The sequence below is a fragment of the Candidatus Woesebacteria bacterium genome (assembly GCA_016700095.1).
In the GTDB taxonomy this organism is placed as follows: domain Bacteria; phylum Patescibacteriota; class Microgenomatia; order UBA8517; family UBA8517.
On the sequence record CP065002.1, the window covers coordinates 909,389 to 935,200 of the forward strand.

A 25,812-nucleotide genomic window follows, 5' to 3' on the forward strand; every position below is an offset into this window, starting at 1 on the left:
ATCAATATTAATTCTTATCTTTTTTCCAATAATGATCCTTGTGTTGCATGTAATAATTTAAAGATTTTCTAATTCCCTCTTCTAGTTCGATCTTGGGCGTCCAACCAACTGTTTGTTTAATTTTGGAATAGTTTGCTATATAATCTCCAATTTCGATCGATTTTCTGTCCGATGGGAAAGGAACTGTTTCGCACTTTCCCCTCCCATGTACTTTTATCACGGATTCTGCAAAACCCTTCAAGCCAACGGGTATGCCTCCCAAATTATACACTTCACCCCAGACGGCTTCTGAAGCTCCACAAAGTAAAAATGCGCGTACAACATCATCCACAAAATTTGTATCACGTATCTGTTCGCCCGTTCCGAACAGTTTGACTTTTTCTCCATCTAGCACTTGTCTAATAAACCAATTTAACACCCCTTGACGCGGATGCTTCATCTGATGCCGAGGTCCATAGGTATTTGTCATACGAAGGGAACAAGACTTAATTCCATATACTTTGTAATACAGAATATGATAGTACTCACCCGCGTTGATATTTATTCCATTAACATCAGTAGGTTCAAGTGGGTGTCGTTCATCTACCGGTAAGTATTGCGCTCTTCCATATTGATTTCTGGTGCCAGCGAAGAGAATTTTTATTTGCGGATTATTGTGTCGTACTGCCTCTAAGGTCGATAGCTGACTTACACAATTAATGTCTAGATCGGTATATGGATCCGTCATACTGTCAACATGACTAAGAGTACCAGCAAGATTGAACATGATATCTTTATTCTGAACTAAATAATTCATACTGTGTTTGTCTCGAACATCTGAAATATTTACGTTGACTTTATTTTTTATAGGGTCAATATTAAATAAATTTCCACCATAATCCGGAACAAGCGAGTCAATAATTGTCACTTCTGCTCCAAGCTCAACTAGTTTTATCGAAAGTGAACTTCCTATAAAACCAAGTCCACCAGTTACCAGCACTCGTTTGCCTTTATAGTATGTTTTTAGTTCGCTTGCTGTTTTTGCTTTAGTCACAACTTTTACCATATGCGATAAAATGAATACCTATAATTATACATTTTTATATTATTAACAATAAGCACAAGAAATACTTACACTATTAACAATATACTGGGATGATTAATAAATTGTATACTTAATAATATACAATGTCGTCTGACATAATTATCAACTTGTTTTAACCCAGATTGACAAAAGACTGACAATGTACTGTCATTAAATTAACTTCCTTATTTATAGTACAAAATTATTTATACCAATCTCATAAAATGAAATGCTATGTATACAAAAATATTTAACTTCACCAAAAATATATGCTAGTAAAGTCGCATATTCAAGAAGCGCTTGTCAACCAATCCATTATATCGCAACTACTAAGCTGAAAATATTTCGCAATTTGTTAATAAAGACGATTGTAGCAACGGTAGATCGTGTTATATTTTTTCGGATAAATCTGAAGCTTTGTTTGCCAAGTCAACAAGAAGTTTTTCGTCGTTTGTCATAGATAAGAAAATCGCTAGCTTTGATATATTTTCAAGTCTGGTGTTTATGCCATGCACTTTCTGACCATAGTTTCCACCTTTTTTGCTTATGTCGTTAACCTTTTCTTCCGCTTTGTCCAACTCTTCAATTGCATCTTTGAGCGTATCTGAGGCAGCATCTTTTTTACCTTCGTTTAGTAATTTTTCAGTTTCCAGAGTCCGTTTGACTGCAATAAATACATGATAATCTACTTTCTGCGAACTTCCAAAGATAAGTGCACCTCTTGTTTTTTCTTTAATCCTTTTTAAGAAATACATTTTTTCCGTACGTGTCTTTCCCGCAACAAGTGGCCAAAACAATTCGTACGAATTTATCTCACTATCTTCTTTTTCTCCCATTTCCCAAAGCATATTTCCCTCTGCTTCATCGGTTGCGGTTTTGTCCTCTGACAGTTTCATTTTTGCACTCGGAGACACTTCGTTAGTCTTTTCCGCCAATATCATACTTGACGAGCCAGAAATAATAAGTGCTGCTAAAAACATACTAAGTAGGATTTTCTTCATATTAATAATTATATAGTAAATTTATTACAGCGCAATACTCCTCCAAATATTTAATTTACCAATGAATGCGTTTTCTAGTTTACTGTTCGGGCTACGTTTTCAAGAAGCGATAAGCTTAACTTCCTCGACTTTTTCCACGTAAATTTCTCCGCCCAATCTCTTGATCCCTTAACTAACACGTCGTATTTTTTCTTGTCATTAACAAGCATATAAATAACATCTGCAAAATTAACCGGTGAATTGGGTTTTATCAAATATCCGCTATATTTATCTTTCACACTATCAACAAGTCCCGGTGCGGTATAGGCTACAACCGGCGTACCTACAGCATTGGCTTCAATATTTACAAGTCCGAACCCTTCAAGGATTGATGGATTTATCAAAATATGACTTCTTGCAAGAAGTTCGAATTTTTTCGCCTCTGATACAAAACCCCAGAATTTTGTTTTCTCATAAATCCCCAGGTTCTTTGCTAGTTTGGTTAAATAAGCCACATAGTCCGACCCGCCCTTACCTATTATCCAATACTTATAATTCTTGGTATCAGATTCCTCTTTAGCTCTTTGATTGATTAAAGCGAATGTTTTTATCGCATCTTCAATCCCCTTGTCCTTTGCGAGTGCTCCTAAAAATGTAATGGTAATATCTTTTTCTTTTTTAGGGAAAGGTTTAGGTAAAGTAATCAATGTTCCATGCGGAACTACTGTTATACTTTTTCGTGGAAGCCTCATTTTACTTAATTCATCTTTTGCCGATTGAGAACCTACCATAAATTTTACTTTCCTATAAATTACAAACTGAAACGGCTCTGCAAGATAGCCAATTATGCCGACAATCAAATTTAACGGTTTAGGTAAATCATTTTTCAACCACACACCACGGGCAACTTCTTGTAGTACGGCGAGTTTAGGCTTTCTCACATAAAACGGAGTAAAAAAGGGGATACCGTGAAATTGATCCACAACAACATCATATTTTTGCTTGCCAAATATATACCAGAAAAAGGCTGCAATATGCACTCCCAATATTTGATTGGCACGTCTAAATATTCTCACACCATCTAACTCTTGATCGCGCAAGGCATTTTGAAAATTTGAAGTAAATAGCGTTACATTATGACCTGCTTTAACCCACCCCTTCATGTGTTCATGCATCACCTGCTCGGCACCCCCCGCCAGGGGATGTTTTGGTCCGCGCCAGGAAAATACTAATATATTCATACTAAGTTATTATCAGTATAACACCACCAAACATTATGACTGCACCGACAAGTTTATTTGCAATGTACGTTTCATGAAAGAAATACCAACCAAATAAAGTATTGAATATTATCGCTAGTTTGAAAATTGCCGTTACCAAACCAAGGTTTTGCATACTAAACGCTAAATAGGCACATGTTTGACCAACAGCCCCCAGTATCCCAATAAGTAAATATGTTTTTTTGTCCTTCGCTATACTAACCAAAGGACGTACCTTGTTTTTTATCAGTAACAAAGAAAGAATGAGTGTAGAAATAATTAATCCTACAAAAGAAGCAAAAGGGGGAACAGCAGGATAGGTGTTCTGAATGGCAATTTTTTCAAATATCGGAGTAACGCTCCATATTAGGTATGCAAGTAGCGCAAGTCGGACACCTTTTTCATTAAAAGTTTCCATAAAAGATGAAATAACATTTTTGTAGTTTTTTTGCCGCAGAAGATATGTCCCCACGACAATAAATATAATTCCTAAAATGTCTCGTCCGCCTAGCTTTTCTTTTAGCAAAAGATAAGAGACTATGGCAGTAAATGCCGGATTATAAGCAGACATTGAACTTACAAGTGACAGATCAGTTGTTTTTAGAGCTTTATAAACCAATATCGCCGCGAGTGTTCCAAGGGTAGAACTAATTAGGATACTTACAATAAAGATGTGATTAATAAAGGGGATTTGATATTTAATAATAATTATCAAAAAAAGAAATAGTATTACAAGTAACTGTGATACGAACAAATAAACTCTCTCGTCGGTTGCACGTAAAATCTTTTTGGCGAATACGTTAGTAACCGATGAAGTTAGTGCAAAGGATATTGAGTATAAAAACCACATTTACGTTGTTAACTAGCCTATCGGAGATATTTATTTTTTATCATAATAATGTAGTATTTTTAGTTTGTTATAAACAGCCAAGGTGTCCCACGCCATTTTGAATGGCGAGTTGGGATTAAATATGGGAAAAAATTGGATTCTACTTTTACCTACATTAAAGTTTAGCTCGATCGGTGCTTCGTAAATTCTTGTATATCCCATGTGGTTTGCAAGAGCCAGCATTTCAATGTCCATGGCAAATCTATCAATTGATAGTTTGGGGAGAATTTTTTTAATGACTTCTTTTTTAAATATTTTTATCCCGCTTTGGGTGTCTGTCAGAGATAAACCAAAAAGTAATTTAATACCGAAAGAATATCCGACACTTAGTATCCTCCTTAATAACGGGTAATCAAGTTTGGACGCAGGGTGTCGTTTACTGCCGACAATTACATCTGCATCGTACCATTCCATATGAGCGAGTAACATCATAATTCCCTTTTCTTTGATGTCGCGACCTGCATCCATGAAAGATATCAAATCTCCATTCGCTTCTTTCATACCGGTACGGACAGCATACCCCTTGCCCCTATTTTCTTTATAACTAATAAACTTGAGGTTCGAATAATGAAGTTTTTTTACCTCCGCAGAGGTGTTATCAAACTGGCCATCTTCAACGCAGATTATTTCAAAGTCGTATTTCTCCGGTAACCCTTGTTTTAATGTTTTAATCAATATTTCTAGATCCGTTTTGATAGTTTTCCCCTCCTTGTAGGAAGGAACCACAATTGAAACTAGTGTCTTTGTACTTTTCTTCATACTACGTTTTAACATAGTTTAAACGCTTTAATTCATTGTAACCCAGGTATACAAATAATACTAAAAGTGTAAAGCCCATAAGTATTGTATTCACATATAAAACTTCTCTTATCGTAGAATGAACATTCCAGAGTACAAATATTTGAACGATTGAAGTGACCAATGGAAACATCACTACTTGCGTCCGGTGGATCGACAGTAAGAAATTTACAATTAAGCTTGCAAGGGTATAAAAAGTAATAAATAAACCCATCCAAACAAGTTCCGGCGCAACAATAAGATAATCCTTTCCATACAAAAGTCCAATTGCCAGGTCGGGCAGTAAATAGTAGAACACCAAAACCAAAGACGATAATAAAAAGACCGCAGAGACACTTAGATAAAAGGTTGTTCTATAATTCTCTCCCTTTGAGCGTTTACCTGCGACAATCGGAAACATAACTGAAGCGACTGGTTGCGTTGCAAAAAATATAATTTTCCCCAACATGGAAAGAGCAGCATAATACCCTGCAATCGGATTTTCCGGACCGAAGAAATGTTTTATTATAATTAAATCAACGGTAAATATTGATGTAAATGCCATAGCTTGCAGGAGAACAGGGAAAGCAAATTTAATAATAGGATAGATATTGTAGTCTAATGAGGATTTTTCCGATATTTCCTTTTTGATGACAATTTCAGAATAATAGTATGCCATCACGGAAGACATAACTATTGCAAAAGTAGCTCCGGGAACTTTGAGTCCAAAGAAAACCAGGACGATACCTAAAAATAACTTCGCCGTACTTGAAATCGAATCGGAAACAACCACACCTGTAAATTTTAATATTCCCTGAAGGAGCGCTTTGTTTACAATTGTTAACAACATAAAATAAACAATCGGTGCTATAAAAATAAGACTATAAAATTCGCCCAAGTGTAAAAAATTCTTCAACGGATAGGCAGATAGAAGCATAACAACACTGGCAATTATCGAAAATCTTTTAAGTAATTTTTTTAAAGTAAAATATATGTGATCTCTTTCTGATTTGCTTTTGGCTGATGATATAAATTTAACAATCGCAAAACTAGTGGAGGTTGGAATAATTCCGACAATATAAAGGATAGAGAAAATTATCGCCAAGTTTCCGTAATCAACCGGTCCAAGCACTCTTCCCATCAGAAGATGATAAATATAATTAATTCCGTTATTACCCAAACTTCCCCCAACCATCAAAAGACTACCAAGAAGCAAAGGGTTTCTAATTAAGTCTTTTGCCTTTTTCATACAATCTTGTACGATTATACTGCAGAAAAATGAAGCGATACAGCGCAACTATTTCAAGCGGGCAATATTGGCATCGACAAGCATTGCAACAAGATCACTAAATTCAGTTCTCGGTTTCCAACCAAGCACTTTCACAGCTTTTTTGGGATCGGCAACAAGTGGCCCCGTTTCTGTCGGCCGTACAAACCTCGGGTCAATAGTCACATATTCATTCCAGTCTTTTCCAACATAACCAAATGCCTCCTCACAAAGCTCACGAATCGTATGCGTTTCACCCGTACCGATTACATAATCGTCTGGCTTACTTTGTTGTAACATTAACCACATACTTTCGACATAATCACCGGCAAAACCCCAATCCCTTTTGGCTTCTAAATTTCCCAATGCGACTTTTTTATTTTTAAAAATCGGCTCTCCTTCTTCGTTTAAATGTTCACTGGTTTTGATACCCAACTTTGCACACGCTGCCGCATATGTTACTTTCTGAGTAACAAATCCCAAACCACGCCTTGGTGATTCATGATTAAAAAGAATTCCACAAGAAATAAACATTCCATAGCTTTTCCGATAAATTTTAGCGATGTTATGCGCATACAATTTTGCGGCTGCATATGGGTTCGCGGGATTAAACGGTGTGTCCTCATTCTGGGGAATTTCTTTCACCCAACCAAACATTTCAGAACTTGACGCTTGATAAAAACGGGCTTTAGGACAGCGTTCGCGTATACATTCCATTACACGTTGTGCCCCAACACCTGTTATTTCCGCTGTATGGACGGGCTGTTTAAAAGATTCGGCAGGCGAAGACTGCGAGGCGAGATTATAAACTTCGTCTACATCACCTATAACCGAAAGGGCATTGGTAAGTGATACCGGATCCAACAAATCAGCTTGTACGATATTTAATTGATGTTGAAAATGAGCAATATTTGCATACAAAAAGTGACTGGTTTTTCTTACAATCCCCGATACCTCGTAACCTTTTTTCAATAAAAACTCTGCCAAATACGATCCGTCTTGTCCCGTGACACCCGTAATTAATGCTTTTTTGTTTTTAAGTTTTTTCATTGACAACTTTATTTATATATTAATAATTAGAAAAGTAACTACACTCAACCTGACTCTTTAATAATATTTTCAACCCCGAACTTTAACTTTTGATTAATTCAATCATTCGCGAATTAAAACGCGAAGACTTCTTGAATTAGAATAAATTCTAACATACTCGTCAATTAATTGATTCCGTAAGCTTTGATTGTCTCTTTGGCCGTAATTGTCCAGTTATATTTCTTAACGTGTAATAACCCCTTGGAAATACATGTCTTTCGTTTTTTCTCGTTTTTATACAACAAACTAAAAGATTGCGCAAATCCGTCCACACTATCAGGATCAACAAAAATAGCTGCCTTTTCAGCAATTTCCACCAATGCTTGAGTTTTGCTTGCGACAACCGGAACACCGCAAGCCATGGCTTCAAGAACAGGAAAACCAAAACCTTCCGAAAACGACGGTTGGCAATATACTGTTGCCAAATTGTATATTTTTACCAAATCCTCGTCACTGACAAAACCCAATCTTTTTACTCTTGGATTATCCTTTAGTAAATCCAGTATTTGCTTGTAATGCTTAACTTCAGGATGTGGTTTTCCGAAAAGGAATCTCGCCCAATCTCTTGGTCCGTGTAGTTGGGAAATTTCCGAAGTATAATTCTCAATATAAAGCGCTTGTTTCCCCACAATAATTAAATCGGTTTTAATTTTGTTGCATGCTTGTATTAAAGTTCCAATATTTTTGTTGTAATTGACGTCACCGACATATAAGACAAATCTTTTGGGAAGCAAATATTTCTTAACGATATTTTCTTGCCAAGTATCATTCTTTAATTGATTAAAGTGGCTAGCAGGCGCTAAATGCGTGACAAATATCTTTTCGCTTGGAATACCCAAAAACCTGACAATATCCTTTTTGGATGCCTCAGTATCGGTCACAACTGCGTAAACACGTCGCAGTTGCCTTTTTTGATCTTGTAGTTTTACTTTACCTCGCACACCCGAAGGATACTGATTGGGGTGTAAAAGTGGTATCACGTCGTGAATTGTAACTACTATTTTAGCATCAACTTGAGGTAATTTACTTTCGTAAAGTTTGAAAAACGGAAAATGAATAATATCAAACTTATGAGCATTTTTTATAAGCGTTTGGGTGTCAAGTCCAGTTATATCTAGCGAAAACTCACCGGCAATTTTCTCCAAACTTTCAAGTAAATATTTCGTATAAAAACCTACCCCCCTCACTTTGTCTTGTGATTTTAGGGGTCCTATGTCAATTGCTACTTTCATATCATTCAACTAATACATGTTTCTCGGGTGACATTCCCGGAATAGAAGTTACTTTTATCCAAGTACTGTTTCCTTGAGCAAAATGAATTTGACCTGGCATAATTGTAAAACTCCGTCCAGGTGTGATTGTATGCTCGCGCCCTTCAACGTTAATTATTAGATTGCCTTTTATAACCTCAATTACTTCTTGTGATTGCCTATGATAATGGGTTATTTTTTTATCAATAACCGCAATATAAACACTTCTTTGTGGATTTAATTCTCTTGATTCAAGTTCACAAATTACTTCACCGGTATGAAGTAGATCGTCAACGTATATTTTTTTCCCGGGATAAAGAATTTTCAACTCACTTATTATCTTTTTTGCCTCCATATTATTTATTGCGTTATTACTTTGCTCTTTACGTTACTTATAATCAGACGGGTAAAGCGTGATTTCAGCCTCATATTCATCTTTCTCAATTATAGCAATAAATTTGTCAGCTACCCACGAAGGAGTAAAATATGATTTGCCTCGTAAATTTTCCTCAATTTTATCTTCCAGAGACAGTGGGCCGAAATCAGTTAATGTACTACCTAAGTCTATATGAACAAAATGAATATTCGACCCATGATATTCAGCGGCAAGTGACAAAGTCATTCCCCTCAAGGCATATTTCGTGGCACAATATACACTCCTGCAAGGAGTAGGGATTTTACCCATACCCGAACCCACATTTATAACGACAGAGTCCTCGGATTTTTTAAGGTGAGGCAGAAGTTCTTTTGTTAAGTAAAAGGGTGTCGTTACGTTTATCGCAACACTATCTTCCCATTCATTAATACCTGCATCTTCTAAACTTTTGTATACACCAACACCAGCTGCATTTACCAAAATATCAATTTTTTCAGTTAAACCCAGTATCTTTTCCGCCGTCTCTTTAACTTTTTGTGTTTTTGTTGCATCCATTTGAATGTACTCATGACCATCTCCATCGAGTCTGTCAATCAAATCCTTGAGTTTACTTTCAGTCCTAGACAGTAAAATAAGTTTCACTCCCTTTTGGGCTAACTTAACTGAAAGTACTGAGCCAATTCCACCAGTTGCACCTGTAATAACCGCCGTTTTATTTTTCAAATTCATACTTGATATTACCATATTCGTATTCACTCTTGCCCTGTGAGTTTAAAATAATTAAAATACTTGTATGCCTACAAAAATATTCGGCCACAAAGCACCAGATACCGATACCATATGCTCTGCTGTTTCCTATGCATGGTTTCTAAATCAAAAAGACATTGATGCAAAGGCTTATAGATTGGGAGACTTAAACAAAGAAACACAGTTCGTGTTGGAAAATTTTAATGTCCCTTCACCTGATTTGCTTGGTCACCTTGAGGAAAAAGATAAAGTAGTAATTGTCGATACCAACAATCCAGAAGAATTACCTGACGACCTTCAAAAGGCCGAAATAATTCAAGTGATTGATCACCACAAATTAACAGGTGGAATTAAAACTAACTATCCCATACCGGTAATAATTAAGCCACTTGCTTCAACGGCTACGATTATTTGGAAGCACATAAAACATTCCGGAATTGAAATCGACCTGGCAAATGCAGGACTTCTACTCGCAGGGATAATATCCGATACCTTGAATTTAACCAGCCCTACGACAACCGAGAAAGACAGAAGCGCTGTTAAAGAGCTAAACGAAATTGTCAAACTAGATATCAATGAATTTGCCGGTAAAATGTTTGAAGCGAAGGGTGATTTAACGGGCATGTCGCCTAGGCAAATTGTTTTAGTGGATAGTAAGATTTTTGAGTTTGGAACGAAGAAAGTTCGGATATCCGTGTTAGAAACAACCAAACCCGATAATGCGCTAAATATGCAATCTGATTTAGAAAAGGATTTACAAGAATTGAAACTTAAGGAAAATCTCGATTTCGCATTTTTCTTTGCAGTCGATATTCTTAACTCAAGAGCAGTACTCATATCTGGTACTAACGAAGAAAATAATCTTGCCGAAGAAGCTTTTAACGCTAAGTTTGAGAACGGTAGAATTATGCTCCCCGGTGTAGTGTCACGCAAAAAACAAATAGTACCCGTACTCCAGACTGTAATCGAAAAACTCTAGATAAAGCATAGTATAAAAAGACAACATAATTTAAATTTTTGCGAAAGTAGTATAATTGTTGCAAATGAAAAAATACTACGGCGAAGAAACGCGAAAGGCGCTTGATAATTTCCACATGACCAACACCCCGGTTGATCTTCGTTTGATTAAAGCGGTCGCAATTGTAAAACTTGCAGCCATTAAAGCAAACGTAAAAACCGGCAAAATAAAAAGAGAGCTCGGTCGACCGATAATCAAGGCGGCTAAAGAAGTAATTGACGGAAAACTTGACACTCAATTCCCGACCGACCAAATCCAAGGTGGTGCCGGTACGTCAATAAATATGAATGTAAATGAAGTGATTACATCTCGAGCAAATGAAATACTAGGCAGTAGTTCTATTCATTATTTAGATCATGTCAATTCATCGCAATCAACAAACGATGTAATTCCAACCGCTATAAGAATCGTAATTCTTGAAGAGCTCGGCAAATATTTGATTTCGTTAAATAAATTGTCAATTACATTTGCCAAAAAAGAAAAAGAGTTTTGCAATATTGTTAAAGTAGGAAGAACCCATTTGCAAGACGCTGTACCGATTACCTTGGGTCGAGAATTCGGCGCATACAAGAATTTAATCAAAAGAGATATTAAAAGACTTGAGGAAATAAAAAAATATCTTCTTATCACCAATCTGGGTGGTACAGCAATCGGAACAAGTGAAAATGCTTCCAAAGACTATATCACAGCTATTCATGAATACTTAGAAATGGAAACGGGCTATAAATTCACACCATCACATGACTTAGTCGATGCTACTCAAAACATCGACCCCTTGATCCACGCTTCGTATCTCATACAGCTTTCCAGTGTGGGAATATCCAAAATTTGTAGTGACTTAAGACTACTTGCCTCAGGACCGCGTGCAGGGTTAGCTGAAATACTTTTACCATCATACCAAAAAGGTTCAAGCATAATGCCGGGAAAAACTAACCCCGTTATACTGGAAGCTTTTAACCAAGTCACATATCAGGTAATTGGCAATACCCAAGTAGCTACACAAGTAATTCTTGCCGGTGAACTAGAGTTGAACACCATGCTTCCCGTTTTTTCAAAGACGATAATAGAGTCATTAACTTTTTTAACCAACGGCATCAATTCGGTAAATGATACCGTTTCAACAATAAAGGCAAATTCCGAAAAAATTCAATCTAACCTTGATACTAGTCTTGTACTGTCGACTCAATTGTCAAAATTCATTGGATACGACAGAGCATAGTTTCTGGTGACTAAAGCTATTGAACACACATCTCAACTAAAAGACGAAGCTATAAACGACAACATCGATGCTCATATAATTGACGCGGTGTTTGGTAAAACAAAGACCGTGAAGAAGTTTTATTAAGACTTAATACTCCCTACCCAATACTTCCAATAAGCAAGGGGGAAGTGCATCGCCGAGTAAGCTGACCACAGAAAACCGCGAATTCCATCTTTGTAACCTTTGTGGCGGATAAATAACATAACAAAAAGATAAGTGGGTTTAATAAATGAAAAATACATAAATTTCCTTTTATTTTTTTTGATTCCAACTTTTTCCATTTGTCCAGCCGTTATACTTGTATATCTATCGGCGCGATAAAGATAACGATCCAAAGTAGGAGATTCATGGTGTTCAAGATCATTAAACAACCAAGCAATTTCCCCATCAACTTCCATCAGTTCATGAACGCTTTTGGCAGGTAAACGAGCTTTCCCCTGTTTAATTAAACGAATTACGGCATCCGGATAAACTCCTGCATGCTTAAGCGGTTTACCGACAAAGTAATTTATACGAGGAATAAAAAATGCACATATTTCACCGGTTTCTTTTCCCAAAGAACCATCTCTTTGCCTAATAATTTTTTCGTGTCTTTGGAATAGCTTCCATTTTTTAAGATCTATAATCTTCCTTGACCTTATTTTGTCGTCGTTATTATTTAATATGTTTTGTATTTCAATTGCTAATTCCTTGGAAACTCTTTCGTCAGCATCAAGTTGTAATATCCAATCTCCTTTTGCTTTTTCGATGGCAAATTGCTTTGTCTGATGGAAGTTTGTTGTGTGTTTGAATTCATATACTTTAGCACCACATTCTCTGGCAATTGCTATAGTTTTATCAATTGAACCATCGTCAACCACGATTATCTCATCAGCAATTGATTTTACGGACAGTAAACAACTTTTTATATTATTTTGTTCGTTTTGAACCGCAAGAACAACTGATAATTTCATAGTGAATTAATACCAAAACTGATCTTGAAAATTAATAATAGTTTTGATATTTAGGTGGAGAGCAATTATTGTAAATATAACTAAAATTACTTGCACGATTCTCTTAATAATATTATTATTCGTTAATTCATACAACATTGGTGGTGTAAGTAATCCTACAAAAGTGTATTGAAATTTTCTAATTTCACTGAGACCAAATTTCTTTTCACCAGTACCATAAATATAACTTGAAGCAAACGGAACTGTTAAGACAAAAAAGGTAGAAAGTAATTTTGGTTTTTTTATAACATTTATTATGACATCCGCCATTGCCCATGCTAAGAACGGGTAAAAGGGAATTCTATACCAACCTTTGCTGTGCCCTGACATAATGAAAAAAAACACCAAATACGACCCGAGAAAAACTGGAATTATAATATCTTTTAAGTTTATCTTCCTCCTTTCTCTACTTTGAATACCAATAGCAAATGCTGATATCCAACCAAAAATAATCCAACCATCAACATCCATAACTTTCTCGCCTATCCTATATGTAACAAACAAACTAAATATATTCCCTGGTAGATATAACTCCCTACCGCTTGACACATTAATAATTTTGAGAAATATATCTATGTTATAAAAATATCCATAAACAAACCACGCGAAGACAAAAAGAAATATTGTCCCGGCTAAAACAAGTGATTGTTTGTAGTATTTTAACGCAAATAGGCATCCAAACACTGCAATGGGAACGAATATACCAGGAGTTTTATACATTAAACTCGAAGCGCTAACAAAAGAAAGAAGCAAGAGTACAATTATGTTTTTTCTTTTTGTATATATCAACAAAAGCAAAATTGACAACATTGAAGAAAAAGCTATCATGTTCTCGGATAACACCAAACGACTACTTAAAACGAAAGTGGGCACAGTAGCATAGATCATAGATGCCAAAAGTGCCTCTATATATCCATGCGTTAACCAAACAACAATAAAAAGTATAAATATACTAAGGGTTGCCAGTTTTATCATCGGATATCTAACAAGCCCGACATCAACATTTTCGAGATCATATATTCCTTTTGTATACAAATAGCCACCGGTTAACAAACCAAATCCGGGTGGTTCATCAAACCACGGCTTCACCATTCTAAATTTAGTTCCTCTTATTGTTACCATTGGGAAATCTCCATAATCATCCCAAAAAGACCATGAACTAGGTACTTTATCCTTAATCAGGCTTAGTCCATTAAAAGGAGCTTTGTATTCATCAGCGGTGTCATTGATTGGGGGGAAAAACGTAAATTTTTCCATACGCAAGTTAAAGCCAAGTCTCGCAACTATATATGCAGTAATTAGAACGACAATTAGTTTAGCTGTTTTGTGCGTATTAAAATAGTTTATAACTTTATGTATTCTTTCTCTCAATATTTTATATGTTATCGACATCTATAGCTGGTTTTCATTTTATAATTTATTTATTATATTTGCCACCTTTTCACCCAATTCAACTGCGTAATTTGTTCCTCTATCCCAAGGATAAACTTGTTGAATGTTAGCTAAGTACAGACCTTCAATTGGAGTTTCAAAAGGTGGTATTTGCTTAGAATAATTAAGGGGAATTATTGGTTGTGCAAACGAAGCCTTGAATACATAGCTATCATTTATCCAAGACTTATTAAAAGATCGATTAATTCTTTTTAACGACGTGGTAAATTCATTAACGAGTGCTTCTTGTGTATATGAGAAATACTTATGATTAACGGGTAAATAATTTCCAATATAAACTAAGTTTTCATCGTTGTAGTGTTTTTTATCTATAAGATGTGTATGTTCGACAACAGCGAGAAATGGAAACGATGTATCGTTCACATTTAACCAATAAGTATTGTCTTTTAGAAATTCGTGTTTTAATGACAACAGAAGTGTTATGGCGCCCAATCCCTTAAGCGGTTTTAAACTATTTATATAACCTTGGGGTAACCCGCTTGTTAATTTTATAAACATACTCGTTGGAAGAGTGCAAATCACAAAATCATATTCGTTAGGTGTTCGCCCCTTGTTTGTGATTAATATTCCCTTTTTAGTTTTTTCAATTCCAATTGTTTCTTCATTGTAAATAATTTTTCCTCCTTCTTTCTGAAATTCATCTGCGATGCTTTGCGCAAACGCTTGAAAACCCTCCTCGGGATATCCCAAAGCCGAACTTCTTTTTTTTATTCTTGCCCAAAACCATGATGCCGGAATCTCTTTGGAGAAGTCACCAAACTTACCTTCCATCAAAGGTTGCCAAATTAATTGCCAAGATTTTCTACCCATATATCTTTCCAGATAATTATGAGCAGTCTGCGATTCCATTTTTTTCCAAAAAGGCGTAGTTTTTAAATAAGCAAGTACCATGCCGGTTCGAATCCTGTCAGTTACGGATAATTGGGAAAATTGCAGTAAACTTAAGGGGCTGTCAAGTTGAAATAATTCATCTTTAATAATAACTGATGTTTTTGGTCTAGAAAAAATTATCGGGTGATGTATTTCTTTGGCAAGTTTTTTGATATACGTATCTGAAGTAAACCAATGATGATAGTGTTCTTCAATAGCCCACTCCCATTTGCCGGCTCGAAAGCCACTCGCCAAACCGCCGGGTTTTGATGAGGATTCATAAATAGTTACACCGTGTCCCTTTTTTGCCAAAGTTAAACCAGCCGTTAGGCCCACATAACCAGCACCGATTATTCCAATTTTCATAATTAATTTGCTACAATTTTATAAGCGGTACTACCATTTGGAAACTTAATAGTCTTAACAATATTAGCCGCATCAGGAATTTCCTCATCAGTCCCAACTATGAGTGAATTAGGATAAGTGTTGGGGGTGTTGGGCCATTCAATTGAATTAAATCTAAACTTTTCAAATTCTCTGACAGTTGAAAAACCATACCCATCACGAGGGGACAAAACATGTGCTCCCTGAAATTCGGCGGTGGGAACTTTGAGATAAAACAAAGTTAAAATGTATGGTTGATCATACCGATCAGTAATAATTATATAATCAAACTCATCTTTCACACTTTCAACATAAGAGATCATTTCTTGAAATCCGTATTGCGAAGAATAAGGATATGCACGAGGCATGTGAAAATTATATAAATATTCATATCTCGCAAACGACCAGACTAACATGATGAACATAATTGGAAATAATGTGTATTTTAATAAAGTATTTTGTTTAAATATATTAAGCATGTTTGTCAAACCATATGCCGATATAAGGCAAAGGGGTATTATCATGTTATGAGAACGAAGTGCATGTGGCGATTGAAAAGTTAATGCGGCAGCAAAAGGAGCAATCAAAAGCCACCAAAGCATAAAACTCCATTTACTATTTACTCCTCTTGAAATGAAATAAAGGCCAGCGATCAAAAGCAGTGAATCAATCAAATACATCTGGCCGTGGTCGGGGACTTTATTGCGTTGAATATCATCGCCTGATATAAACAAAAAGTCTCCCGAGAAGTGCTCTCCCCAATTTTCTGCAATCGCAATAGCATAATTTACGAGTTTGTTGTGGATTAATTCAGCCACTAGACCATCAACGTTTTCATGTTCGCCGCGCTGTTCATTAATTTTATTTAATGGTCCAATATCAGCAAATATTCCTACTCCGGCGGCACGCGACATACCTGCCTCTCCGGTTAAATCTTTTGCAAGCGGCAGCAGAAGGACCAATCCGAAGATCCCAGCAATTAGTATGGGTTTAAAATTTTTCAGTAAATATTTAAAATTACTAAGTACATATCCAAGTAATAAAAGTGGGATCACAATTCTTGCGGCATGATAAGTATATAGGCCAAGGACAAAAAACAAAGATGAGTATTTGAAATACCTAGTATTCTTAGCGGATTTCACCAGGAACAAGACACCTATTGTTATAAAAAACGTAGCAATATTTACTTCCCATCCACCTCTTGAAAAATGTATATGCCACGGAGAAATAGCCAAAAATAATGCTGCAATAGTAGGAAAATCGAGTGTCAAATTTAATATTTTTATTTTTACGTCTTTTCCGCGTAGTTCTTTGGCTAATAGGTAGATAAGAATAATAGTTGCAGTTCCCATTAGCGCGCCGGGGGCTCTTACCACCCATATGTTAAGACCCAATAGTTTAACAAACGGCAATACAATATAGAAATATAAACCTGGTTTATAATCATTAAACGATTGGAAGTGAAGCGGCCATGCGTTGCCGTGTTCATCCATTCCTGTATTTACCAAACTCCAAGCATTGTAACCAATTGCAGCCTCGTCGGCGTTTAATGCAGGCAATGTGTTTAATCTATTAAATCGCAAATACAACCCTAAAATTAGTATTAATATTATCAATATGTTTTTTCTCATAACTAGAATACCTTATATCGATTTACATTTGACTCATCAAGAACCTCAACAAGTCTAAAAATCATCTCACCGGTTGGTAAGGTAATTTCTCCGATTTGTTTAAATTCTCCCGGATCAACTGAATCCTGGATTGGAATTGTCTCGGAATCCGCAGCAAACAATGTACCAAAGTCTCCACGCGCTGTCGTCCAATTTAAGTATTCAAAACTTATATTATCAAGATTTGTCACCCTACCAACATCACCATACCTGCTTTCTTCTAGGTATGCATTTTTTTGATAAGTCGCAGGATCGTATTTCTGATAAAAAAGAAAATAAATATACGGTTGAGCATACGTAAAATGTATTTTTACTTTTTTATAATCATGTTGGATTGGTGTAATTATTTCGACTAGTTGTTTATATCCATAATCCCAATATCTCGCGTTATGAATTGGTTGGTGAACGAAATATGCATCGAGAAAATAAAATACACTCGCCAAATACAATAAAAATACTCCTAAAATGCCAACATATTTCACCTTACCCCATTCCGACACTTTCTGTGAAAAGAAAGACAGACCAAAAGCAGTCACTACTACCAAAGGAATAACCATGTTATAAGACCTCACTGCATGAATTTGGTCGCGCGATAAGGCGGATGGCAAAGGAGCAAGCAAAAGCCAAAGTAAAATGAAACGAGCACCTGTGTTGTTAGCATTTATCAAAATATATAGACCGCAAAGTAAAAAAAGTGAATCAACAAATAGCATTTCTCCCGAGCTGGGAGCTGAATGTCTGGGATTTTGCCAATCACCCTCAAAAAATAGAAATCTCGGAGAAAAGTGATTGAACCACCTTCCCATAATTCCCTTGGTTATATTTAGATTTTCAGAATAATAAAGATAGTATTCCGGCGATCCAAATTTAACATCCGCAGTCGCCAAAAGATCCGTTAGATATTCTTGCGGCCTTGTATATGAAAACACGCTAAACACCTTCAGCCGTCCAGTTTCCCCTTTTGAAAATGATGCAATTATTGGAAATGCCACAATCAGTCCAACAAAAAAAGACAACACTAAAACTTTTAAGTTAATCTTACTAATTTTCTTTCTGTAAATAATTGCAAGAAGAAATAGAACTATTAGACTGGAAAGTTTCGCGCCTTGATAGGCAGTCAATGTCGCTCCGAAAGATAGTGCAGCAGGTATCAGATATTTATTATTTGTAAACGATTTTAGAACACAATATATCCCCAAAAGTGTCAATGTTAACGCTATGTTAATTTCCCAAGCACCTCGTGAAAAATGAATGTGCCAGGGTGAAATAGCAAGGATAAGTGATGATAATAACGCCGGAGAAAATACTCCTTTATTTTTTTTATTTTCTACTTCTAATAATAAATTGACAATATGATAAATTATAAAAACTGCAAATATTCCTGAAAGTGAACTGGCCAAACGAACAGACACTTCATTAAGGTCAAAAAGAAATACAAACGGAACTGTGGCGTATACATACAAACCGGGTTTGTAATCTCCAAAGGATTTAAATACAATCGGGAGCAGTTTTCCATATTCATCACGTCCTGTTTTTAGAATCGAGTATGCGTTATAACCAAGCGCCGCCTCATCGGGAGTTAAATGTGGTGGATTTACTCCCAGATTCCATATTCGCAAAAAGGCAGCAATTACCAATATAGCTAGAAGTGAATAACGTTTCATGTATTGTCTCATGTTACTGACAAAATCTAATTTGCTCTTTGCGATATATAATTCTAATTGACAAGCTATTGATTAGCATATATTTCAAAGGCGGGTTCATTATTCAAAAAGTATACAGTTTCGTATTTTTTCCATCCACTAGGCATATTTCCGGGTGAGGTGATTAACAAACATTTTATTTCATTGCAATTAATATCCCCACCACTTTCAAGCACAAAGTGGTTTTCTTCTCTATCGCCACTTTTTATTTGCCAATCATTGACAAAATAAAACTTATCAAATGCATCTACCCAAAACCATTCCGTTTGCTCAAAACGAATGAGATTCGGATCATTCCGATACGACTCGGGTTTCCATCGCCATGGCGCCCCACCCCCAACCCCTCCGTAGAAAAGAAAAAATTCGTGAGGTTCACCGTATTTTTTAGTCACTATTATTTTGTCGTAATCGTAATAGTACTGTTTAGTGTATTGAACTACTTGTTGATACCCGTATTGCCAACTCCATGAATAGTTACTTCTATATGAAGTAAAGTATCCATGCAAATAGTTCTCGGCGGATAAGATTATCAAGAAAATATAAATTGGTGTTATTATCCATGCCATATTTTTTAAAGTTATACGTTTTCCCTTGTTAACGAAATTCATAAACGTTAAATAACCAAATGCAGTTATAATCATTGGTGAAGGAAGCATTGTCGAGGAACGTAAAACATGTGGTGCTTCCCGAGTAATACTCGACGCAATAGGTCCGACAAAAAACCAAAAAAGAATAATATTTCCTACTCTGTTTTTTAGTCTCAACAAAGCAAAGACTCCGATTACAAGAAATATTGCGTTAATAATATAGAGTAACCCGTGTTTGGGAACGCTAAACTGATATTGACTACCGCCGTCGGTAAACAAATAATCACCCTTAAAATGAGATGTCCAATTGCTTGCTGCCTTTTTAATAAAAAATGTTCCCTTATTATGTAAAGCCCGTGCTATAAACGGACTATAAGGTGATGAATTTCGTAATTCATCAATTTGTGCAATTGCACCCTCGTCAACTATTTCCACTTTACTGTATCTAGCTTGTCCAGCAGGATTAACCAATTGAGCAAACATGGAAGCTGTAAAGAAAAAGAGAATGATAAACGAGAATTTTACCAAATGTACATTTCTAAGATAAATCCCTGCAATTTCCAACCTATAACCTAAAACTAAAATTACGACAAACAAGGGAACAAATATCCTTGCTGAATTGTAGGTCCAAACGGCTAATCCAAAAAATACTGCCGACCAAACTAAATTCATATATTTTTTCTCTGCCGATATTAGCAAGTAGGTCGCAAACGTAATGAAAAAGAGCGCAAGATTAGCCTCAAAAGCTGCACGGGAAAGAAATAGTGTCCAGGGTTCAATAGCAACAAGAAACGCTGTAAGTAAAGAGAGATTTTTTAATCTTTCTTTTGACGCTATTTCGTTTTGGAAAAGCGTATGTGTCAAGAAATAAGAAACAATTACCAACCCGACACCGGCAAGCATTGAGGGTAATCTCACTGCTAGTGTATTTACACCAAATAGTTTTTCCGATAATGCTGTAACATAAATATACACCGGCAATTTATAATCTCCATAAGCACGAAATATTGTTGGCATCTTCTTACCCCATTCGTCATATCCCGAAGAAAGAAGTGAATATGCATTATAACCATGGCTCACCTCATCCCAATTTAGCGATGGGGGTGTATTGTCAATAGCTACAAACCGTACAAGAATGGAAAAAACCACAATAGAAAGAAGTGTCATGTTTTTTGTGTTTCTTACTTTGTGAATTACAGGACACGATAAAACACCCCGACCACAATTTCGCAGTAAATATTTTATAGTTTTTCTCATAGATTTCATTTTAAAGCAAATTCCGTCGAACTGGGATTAACAAAATAAATCGCCGTCTCGCCACTGGGATAAGCAACTTCATACTCAGGTACGGTATTTAATGGAAATTCTTCTTTCTTTCCCACCAGTAATGTCTTACCTAAATATTTTCGTTTTTCGAAATCAATATTTTCAAACTTGATATTTCCCAATGAATAACTTCCAAGTTGGTCGAGAAATTTTAAATTTAGATCGCGATATCTACCCCAATTTTTTGCTTCACCTTGAACCATCTTAGGGTCATATTCGTTGTAAAAGGCAAAATAAATATGGGGTTCGGAAAGTGTACGACTCACAATTATAAACTGATATCCTTTTATATTATTTAAATACTTAACCATGTCCTTTCTTCCATAAAGCATAGATGGCGCGGTGACGTAAGCCGACTTGCCAAAATACTGATAAGAAAACTCAATTAAGTTAAAACCAATAAGTGCTGCCAATGTAATTACGAGAAGTCGTCTTTGGGGCACCGACACATTATCAATTCTAATAAGTGTGAGTATCCAATAAGCACCAATTGCCATGGCAATTTGTAAGGCAGGAAGCATTATCACCGATCTGTTACCAGCAAAACCGACACCTGTAGACAGCGCTGCAGGAATCGGAGCACACACTAACCAAAAAACAATTAACCACATCTCCTTCAGGTGTCTATACTTAACCACGCCGACAAGAAATGCAAAAAGTAGTATCAATTCAAATGGATAGATTACTCCACGGCCCGGTATCATTCCATACGTCGCTTCGGCAGGTCCGTGGTCTACGAGAAATTTGAGTGAATAGTATTGTTTATAGTTTTCAAAGAATCTATTAGTAGTAACGATAAATCTGTTGTGAATTATTTTTGCAATTACCGGATCCATACCACCATTTATCGCATCCAGTCTCGGTCCTGCAGCAAATTCTTGAGATCCACTATAAACACTTACATCCGACACACGTCTCCCCGCACCAAGCATGAAACTATATATCGTAAGAGTCGCAAAAAAACCAAATATGGCAACAAATCCGATTATGTATTTTCTGTCATATCTAACAAGTCTTTTTGAATAAAGTGTAAAAAGTAACGCAACCAAAATTGGGGTTACGAGTCGCGCCGAATGATACGAAAACATATTAATCCCCAAAATTAACCCCGAAAGAAGAATTTTTCTATGATTGGAACGGCTATTTTTAAGTCCAAGTAAAAATAAGTATAATGCACAGGGAATAAGGAAGGTTGTTAGATTTGCTTCAAAACCACCCCTACTCATCATAATATGCCAAGGTGATACCGCAATCAAAAGTGTGGCAATTATTGCAATTAGTTGGGCGTGTTTAATTTTGACTTTAAATAATTCATAAACAAAATAGTATGTGACGATCACCGTACTTGAACCAATTAAAGCATTCGGTAAGCGCACAACCCATTCGCTAAGTCCAAATAGTGCAACAAAGGGAATAAGTAAGTATCCATAAAGTGGTAGTTTGAAATCACCAAAGCTTTCAAACACAATTGGTAAAGTATGTCCCCATTGGTCTTTTCCCGTATGCAAAAGCGAATATGCATCATAACCGAAACTGGCTTCATCAGGCGTAAATCCTGCGGGAAGTGATGATAAATTAATAACTCTAAGAATTAACCCGGCAAGAAAAATTGCAAAAAGAAGATAACGCTTCATTGTGTATTAATTATACTTTCCGTGTCCCCAATTGTCGAAGAAAAGACGTCTTTAATTTATCAAAATAAGGTTTATTGTCCTGTAGATACCACCACATAATAAGAAAATACACTGACAATGAAAATAGACTCAATAACCTTGGCGCTAAACGATCATTTCCCGACATGATCTCGACAATAACATCTATTTTTGGATACCACCAAAAATTATAAAGATTAAATAAGTTAATAATAGACATAATAACCAGCGTTTTTATATATTTTCTGTTGATTCCGGCAATAATTGTAAGCGGTACAAAAACGGGATATATATATCGTTCATGCATATTTGTCAAAAGCATGAAACCCGAAAAAGAAACAACCAATAGTGCCATGACAAGCGATTTATGGGAGGTGTCTTTCACCAAAGAAATACTTACTACTATATAAGATAAGAGAAATAATGCATTGCCCCACATTTCATATGAATAGATAAAGAAGATATCTGAATTCGGACGTTCGTGTATCCCGGTTAAGAAAGCCCATAAATTAAATGCGTTCGCAGTGATTACATGCAACTGATGACTTAGTACTTTATCAACATAAATACTATATAGCCAGGTAAATGAATCTAGCTTTGCAAACGGATAAGTTAACATAAAAATCGCTACAAAACATATTAAAGCAGTAATTAAATAATGTTTAATTTTGTATTTGCCATGTAATGCTACGATGACATAAATCGGTATATAAATTGCCAAAGATAATTTTATATATAAACAAATAGCATAAAGAAGGGCTGAAGTGGTCAGTTTTTTTCTCATCAAAAAATAAAACGATGCAATTGCAAGAAAGTTTACAATCGCATCCGTTTGTCCCCAGACGGCTGAGTTATACCATATAACTGGATTTAAAAGAAATATTAACGAAGATAATTTTGCTATTTTTTCATTCTTGCCAATAAGTAGAATTATTTTAGATATAAAGTAAGCAATTCCAAAGTCTGCAAGAATTGACGGCAATTTAAGCAAAGCCGGATACAAATTTGTTTCTGAATATGAAACGATAATTGACGGAAACAACGAAATATTTATATTTATTATCCACAATAAATTAAAAACCATTTCATAAATTTTGCGAATCAAAGCAAAAATATATATTGTTCCGGGTGGTTGGTTGGGCCAAGTAAAATTCCACACATTTGAATCCGGAGCGTAAAATTGTTGTGGGCCATATTGATAAAATCGTATTCCCCAATCAACATGATTATTGAGATCTCCATGCCAGTATATAAAAGCAAGGACAAGTCTAAATAGTAACAATCCAAGAAGTATATAAACATACTTACTGATAAATATATTTCCGATAAGTTTAAAGTTAATTTTTTTCATGTATGTTAATAATTATTTTTTTTCAAAAAGATAAAAAGCAGGCAACCCGGACGGGTAAGTAATCGATTTAATTAAAGTCAAATCTCCGGGAGTTCTGTCGGGTTCTTTTATCAGATTTATACCCACTTCTTTTTCGCTAGATAACACCAGTACTCCTTTTTCCAAATTTTTTCCCCAGTCATAAAGTTGTCCTTGGGGTGATGTAAAATAGTACTTGTCAATCATTGTTATCCTTCCATACCTCGGGTCATCAATCCAATTTGAATCCGGTTTAACATTTTGCCATCTCACCGGATCGTAGTTCATATATGCGGCAAAAAATGTCCACGCGGGTTCACTAGCCATCGTAATAAGCACTTCATTGTAATTACTTTCCAATTCTTTAACCGATTGAATCGCTTCTTTATATCCTGCATGCCACCATCTCTCGCTGTACCAAGGATTCTGCGTCCAATAGTTTTGTTGATAAAATATGAAATTAATAGTTAGGAGTGTGGCGTAAAACGAAGTGAATACTATTTTTGTATTTCTATTTAAGGTAGTGACAAAGTAAACCAGTCCATAGGAGATAAGAAATATCATCGGAGGTAGAATTACTATCAACCGAGTTGCGTGTCTACCACCTTCTCTGGTTATCGCAGATGGAATTACCCCCAATACTAACCACAAAGCGATAAGCAGTTTATTCTTTCTTTCTTTCTTGTTACCAAAAAAATATATAAGTCCTAAAATAAGTGCAATAGCTTCAACTTTGTAAAATTGACCTATTCCTTCTATTGAATGCCTCAAATTGAAATCTCCTTTAATAAATAGAAATTCACCTGAAAATGATTCAAAATAGTTTTTCAGAATTCTTTGTCCCCAAAAGGTGTATTTATTGTAAAACAGCTTGTCGGAAAATGTTGGAGTCAAGCCAATTCCCATCTCTCCTCTAAATCTCGCGGCTTGCTCTCTTTTGACACCAACTTCCGGTTCCCTAGTTGGATCCGAAAATACACTAATGTATCCAAAACGCTGTGTCCCGCCGGAAAACAAAGTTGCGTAGGTAGTGATAGAACCCATAATCAAAACTACGGCACAAGAAGCAACAATATATTTTTTTACACCTTTATTTAATTTGTAATGGGTAATATTTTTGTCTTTGTTGAAGAAAAAAAGTGCAATTATTTCTTTTCTCCATATTAGAAATAGTAAAATTAATAGAATTAGTGTAAACAATTTCGCCGTACTGTAAATAAGGGGTGTGGCAATCAGTAGAGCAAGCGAAACACTAAAATATTTTACTTTCACAAAGGATTTAAAAAAGAAATACAGCCCAAATAGATAAAACATAATTAACATTGTCACTTCAAATGCCGCACGAGAATATTGTATATGCCAAGGTGAGATCCCTAAAAATAATGCACTAAGCAATGCTGTCACTTCGATAACTTTAGGATTATCTTTGTTGATCGAGTGTGTCATGAATTCACGTACAAATAGATACATACCGAGTACCCCCAATATTCCAAATACTGCTGCCGGTAAACGCACTCCCAGCGGCGTTATGCCAAATAGTGCTACAGTCGGTATTGTTGAATAAATAAAAAGTGGTGTTCGCCATTCGGCAAGAGACTGAAAATTAGCAGGGAAATAATTTCCGGAATAATCTTTACCCGTTTCAATGAAGCTAAATGCGTGGTATCCGACATCAAGTTCATCTCCAAACAAAGAAACTGGAACCTGTGATAGGTTCCATAATCTCAATATCGAAGAAACAAATAATATTAATATCAATACCTTGATTGTATTTTTCATTGTAACTATTTTTACATATTAACGATCAACACACAAACAGACTGGCAATTGT

The 25,812-nt window shown here is 35.7% G+C and carries 21 protein-coding genes; 2 read left to right on the forward strand and 19 right to left on the reverse strand.

Annotated features, from left to right (window positions below):
- Positions 1–7: 7 nt before the first annotated feature.
- From IPM62_04570 to IPM62_04615, 10 genes are all read right to left on the reverse strand, one after another.
- Positions 8–1,045 carry a GDP-mannose 4,6-dehydratase gene (locus IPM62_04570; GenBank protein QQS38627.1) on the reverse strand — a complete coding sequence of 346 codons (1,038 nt, stop codon included), beginning with the start codon at positions 1,043–1,045 and terminating at the stop codon, positions 8–10.
- A 407-nt stretch (positions 1,046–1,452) separates the two neighbouring features.
- Complete coding sequence (locus IPM62_04575) at positions 1,453–2,064, reverse strand: hypothetical protein (GenBank protein ID QQS38628.1); 612 nt, start codon at positions 2,062–2,064, stop codon at positions 1,453–1,455.
- A gap of 74 nt (positions 2,065–2,138) precedes the next feature.
- Entirely contained in the window at positions 2,139–3,284 is a 1,146-nt protein-coding gene (locus IPM62_04580) for a glycosyltransferase family 4 protein (protein QQS38629.1), read from the reverse strand.
- Position 3,285: 1 nt separating this feature from the next.
- Positions 3,286–4,152 (reverse strand): DMT family transporter, encoded by an 867-nt coding sequence (locus IPM62_04585; GenBank protein QQS38630.1) that lies wholly within the window; start codon positions 4,150–4,152, stop codon positions 3,286–3,288.
- Between the two features lie 30 nt (positions 4,153–4,182).
- Positions 4,183–4,950, reverse strand: coding sequence for a glycosyltransferase (locus IPM62_04590; protein ID QQS38631.1), 768 nt, complete (start codon positions 4,948–4,950; stop codon positions 4,183–4,185).
- 1 nt (position 4,951) lies between these two features.
- Positions 4,952–6,217 carry an oligosaccharide flippase family protein gene (locus IPM62_04595; protein ID QQS38632.1) on the reverse strand — a complete coding sequence of 422 codons (1,266 nt, stop codon included), beginning with the start codon at positions 6,215–6,217 and terminating at the stop codon, positions 4,952–4,954.
- Positions 6,218–6,265: 48 nt separating this feature from the next.
- The gene (locus IPM62_04600) at positions 6,266–7,285 is read right to left on the reverse strand and encodes a GDP-mannose 4,6-dehydratase (GenBank protein ID QQS38633.1); all 1,020 of its coding nucleotides are present in this window, start codon (positions 7,283–7,285) and stop codon (positions 6,266–6,268) included.
- Between the two features lie 164 nt (positions 7,286–7,449).
- Positions 7,450–8,556, reverse strand: a complete 1,107-nt coding sequence (locus IPM62_04605; GenBank protein ID QQS38634.1) for a glycosyltransferase family 4 protein — start codon at positions 8,554–8,556, stop codon at positions 7,450–7,452.
- Position 8,557: 1 nt separating this feature from the next.
- On the reverse strand, positions 8,558–8,929 hold the full coding sequence (locus tag IPM62_04610; GenBank protein ID QQS38635.1) for a cupin domain-containing protein: 372 nt from the start codon (positions 8,927–8,929) through the stop codon (positions 8,558–8,560).
- Positions 8,930–8,962: 33 nt separating this feature from the next.
- Positions 8,963–9,679: an SDR family oxidoreductase gene (locus IPM62_04615; GenBank protein ID QQS38636.1), complete on the reverse strand. Its 717-nt coding sequence runs from the start codon at positions 9,677–9,679 to the stop codon at positions 8,963–8,965.
- A 64-nt stretch (positions 9,680–9,743) separates the two neighbouring features.
- Here IPM62_04615 and IPM62_04620 point away from each other — a divergent pair, with 64 nt between their 5' ends.
- Positions 9,744–10,676: a manganese-dependent inorganic pyrophosphatase gene (locus tag IPM62_04620; protein ID QQS38637.1), complete on the forward strand. Its 933-nt coding sequence runs from the start codon at positions 9,744–9,746 to the stop codon at positions 10,674–10,676.
- Between the two features lie 64 nt (positions 10,677–10,740).
- Entirely contained in the window at positions 10,741–11,934 is a 1,194-nt protein-coding gene (aspA, locus tag IPM62_04625) for an aspartate ammonia-lyase (GenBank protein ID QQS38638.1), read from the forward strand.
- Positions 11,935–12,056: 122 nt separating this feature from the next.
- Here aspA and IPM62_04630 read toward each other — a convergent pair whose 3' ends face one another.
- The 9 genes from IPM62_04630 to IPM62_04670 form a co-directional block, all read right to left on the reverse strand.
- Entirely contained in the window at positions 12,057–12,929 is an 873-nt protein-coding gene (locus IPM62_04630; protein QQS38639.1) for a glycosyltransferase family 2 protein, read from the reverse strand.
- A gap of 6 nt (positions 12,930–12,935) precedes the next feature.
- The gene (locus IPM62_04635) at positions 12,936–14,225 is read right to left on the reverse strand and encodes a phospholipid carrier-dependent glycosyltransferase (GenBank protein ID QQS38640.1); all 1,290 of its coding nucleotides are present in this window, start codon (positions 14,223–14,225) and stop codon (positions 12,936–12,938) included.
- 153 nt (positions 14,226–14,378) lie between these two features.
- The gene (locus tag IPM62_04640; protein QQS38641.1) at positions 14,379–15,656 is read right to left on the reverse strand and encodes an FAD-dependent oxidoreductase; all 1,278 of its coding nucleotides are present in this window, start codon (positions 15,654–15,656) and stop codon (positions 14,379–14,381) included.
- Positions 15,657–15,658: 2 nt separating this feature from the next.
- Complete coding sequence (locus tag IPM62_04645; GenBank protein QQS38642.1) at positions 15,659–17,305, reverse strand: glycosyltransferase family 39 protein; 1,647 nt, start codon at positions 17,303–17,305, stop codon at positions 15,659–15,661.
- Positions 17,306–17,307: 2 nt separating this feature from the next.
- Positions 17,308–19,008, reverse strand: coding sequence for a glycosyltransferase family 39 protein (locus tag IPM62_04650; GenBank protein ID QQS38643.1), 1,701 nt, complete (start codon positions 19,006–19,008; stop codon positions 17,308–17,310).
- Between the two features lie 65 nt (positions 19,009–19,073).
- On the reverse strand, positions 19,074–20,891 hold the full coding sequence (locus IPM62_04655) for a glycosyltransferase family 39 protein (GenBank protein ID QQS38644.1): 1,818 nt from the start codon (positions 20,889–20,891) through the stop codon (positions 19,074–19,076).
- A gap of 5 nt (positions 20,892–20,896) precedes the next feature.
- Positions 20,897–22,594, reverse strand: a complete 1,698-nt coding sequence (locus tag IPM62_04660) for a glycosyltransferase family 39 protein (protein ID QQS38645.1) — start codon at positions 22,592–22,594, stop codon at positions 20,897–20,899.
- A 10-nt stretch (positions 22,595–22,604) separates the two neighbouring features.
- On the reverse strand, positions 22,605–23,963 hold the full coding sequence (locus IPM62_04665; protein QQS38646.1) for a hypothetical protein: 1,359 nt from the start codon (positions 23,961–23,963) through the stop codon (positions 22,605–22,607).
- A 12-nt stretch (positions 23,964–23,975) separates the two neighbouring features.
- On the reverse strand, positions 23,976–25,760 hold the full coding sequence (locus tag IPM62_04670) for a hypothetical protein (GenBank protein QQS38647.1): 1,785 nt from the start codon (positions 25,758–25,760) through the stop codon (positions 23,976–23,978).
- Between the last annotated feature and the right edge of the window lie 52 nt (positions 25,761–25,812).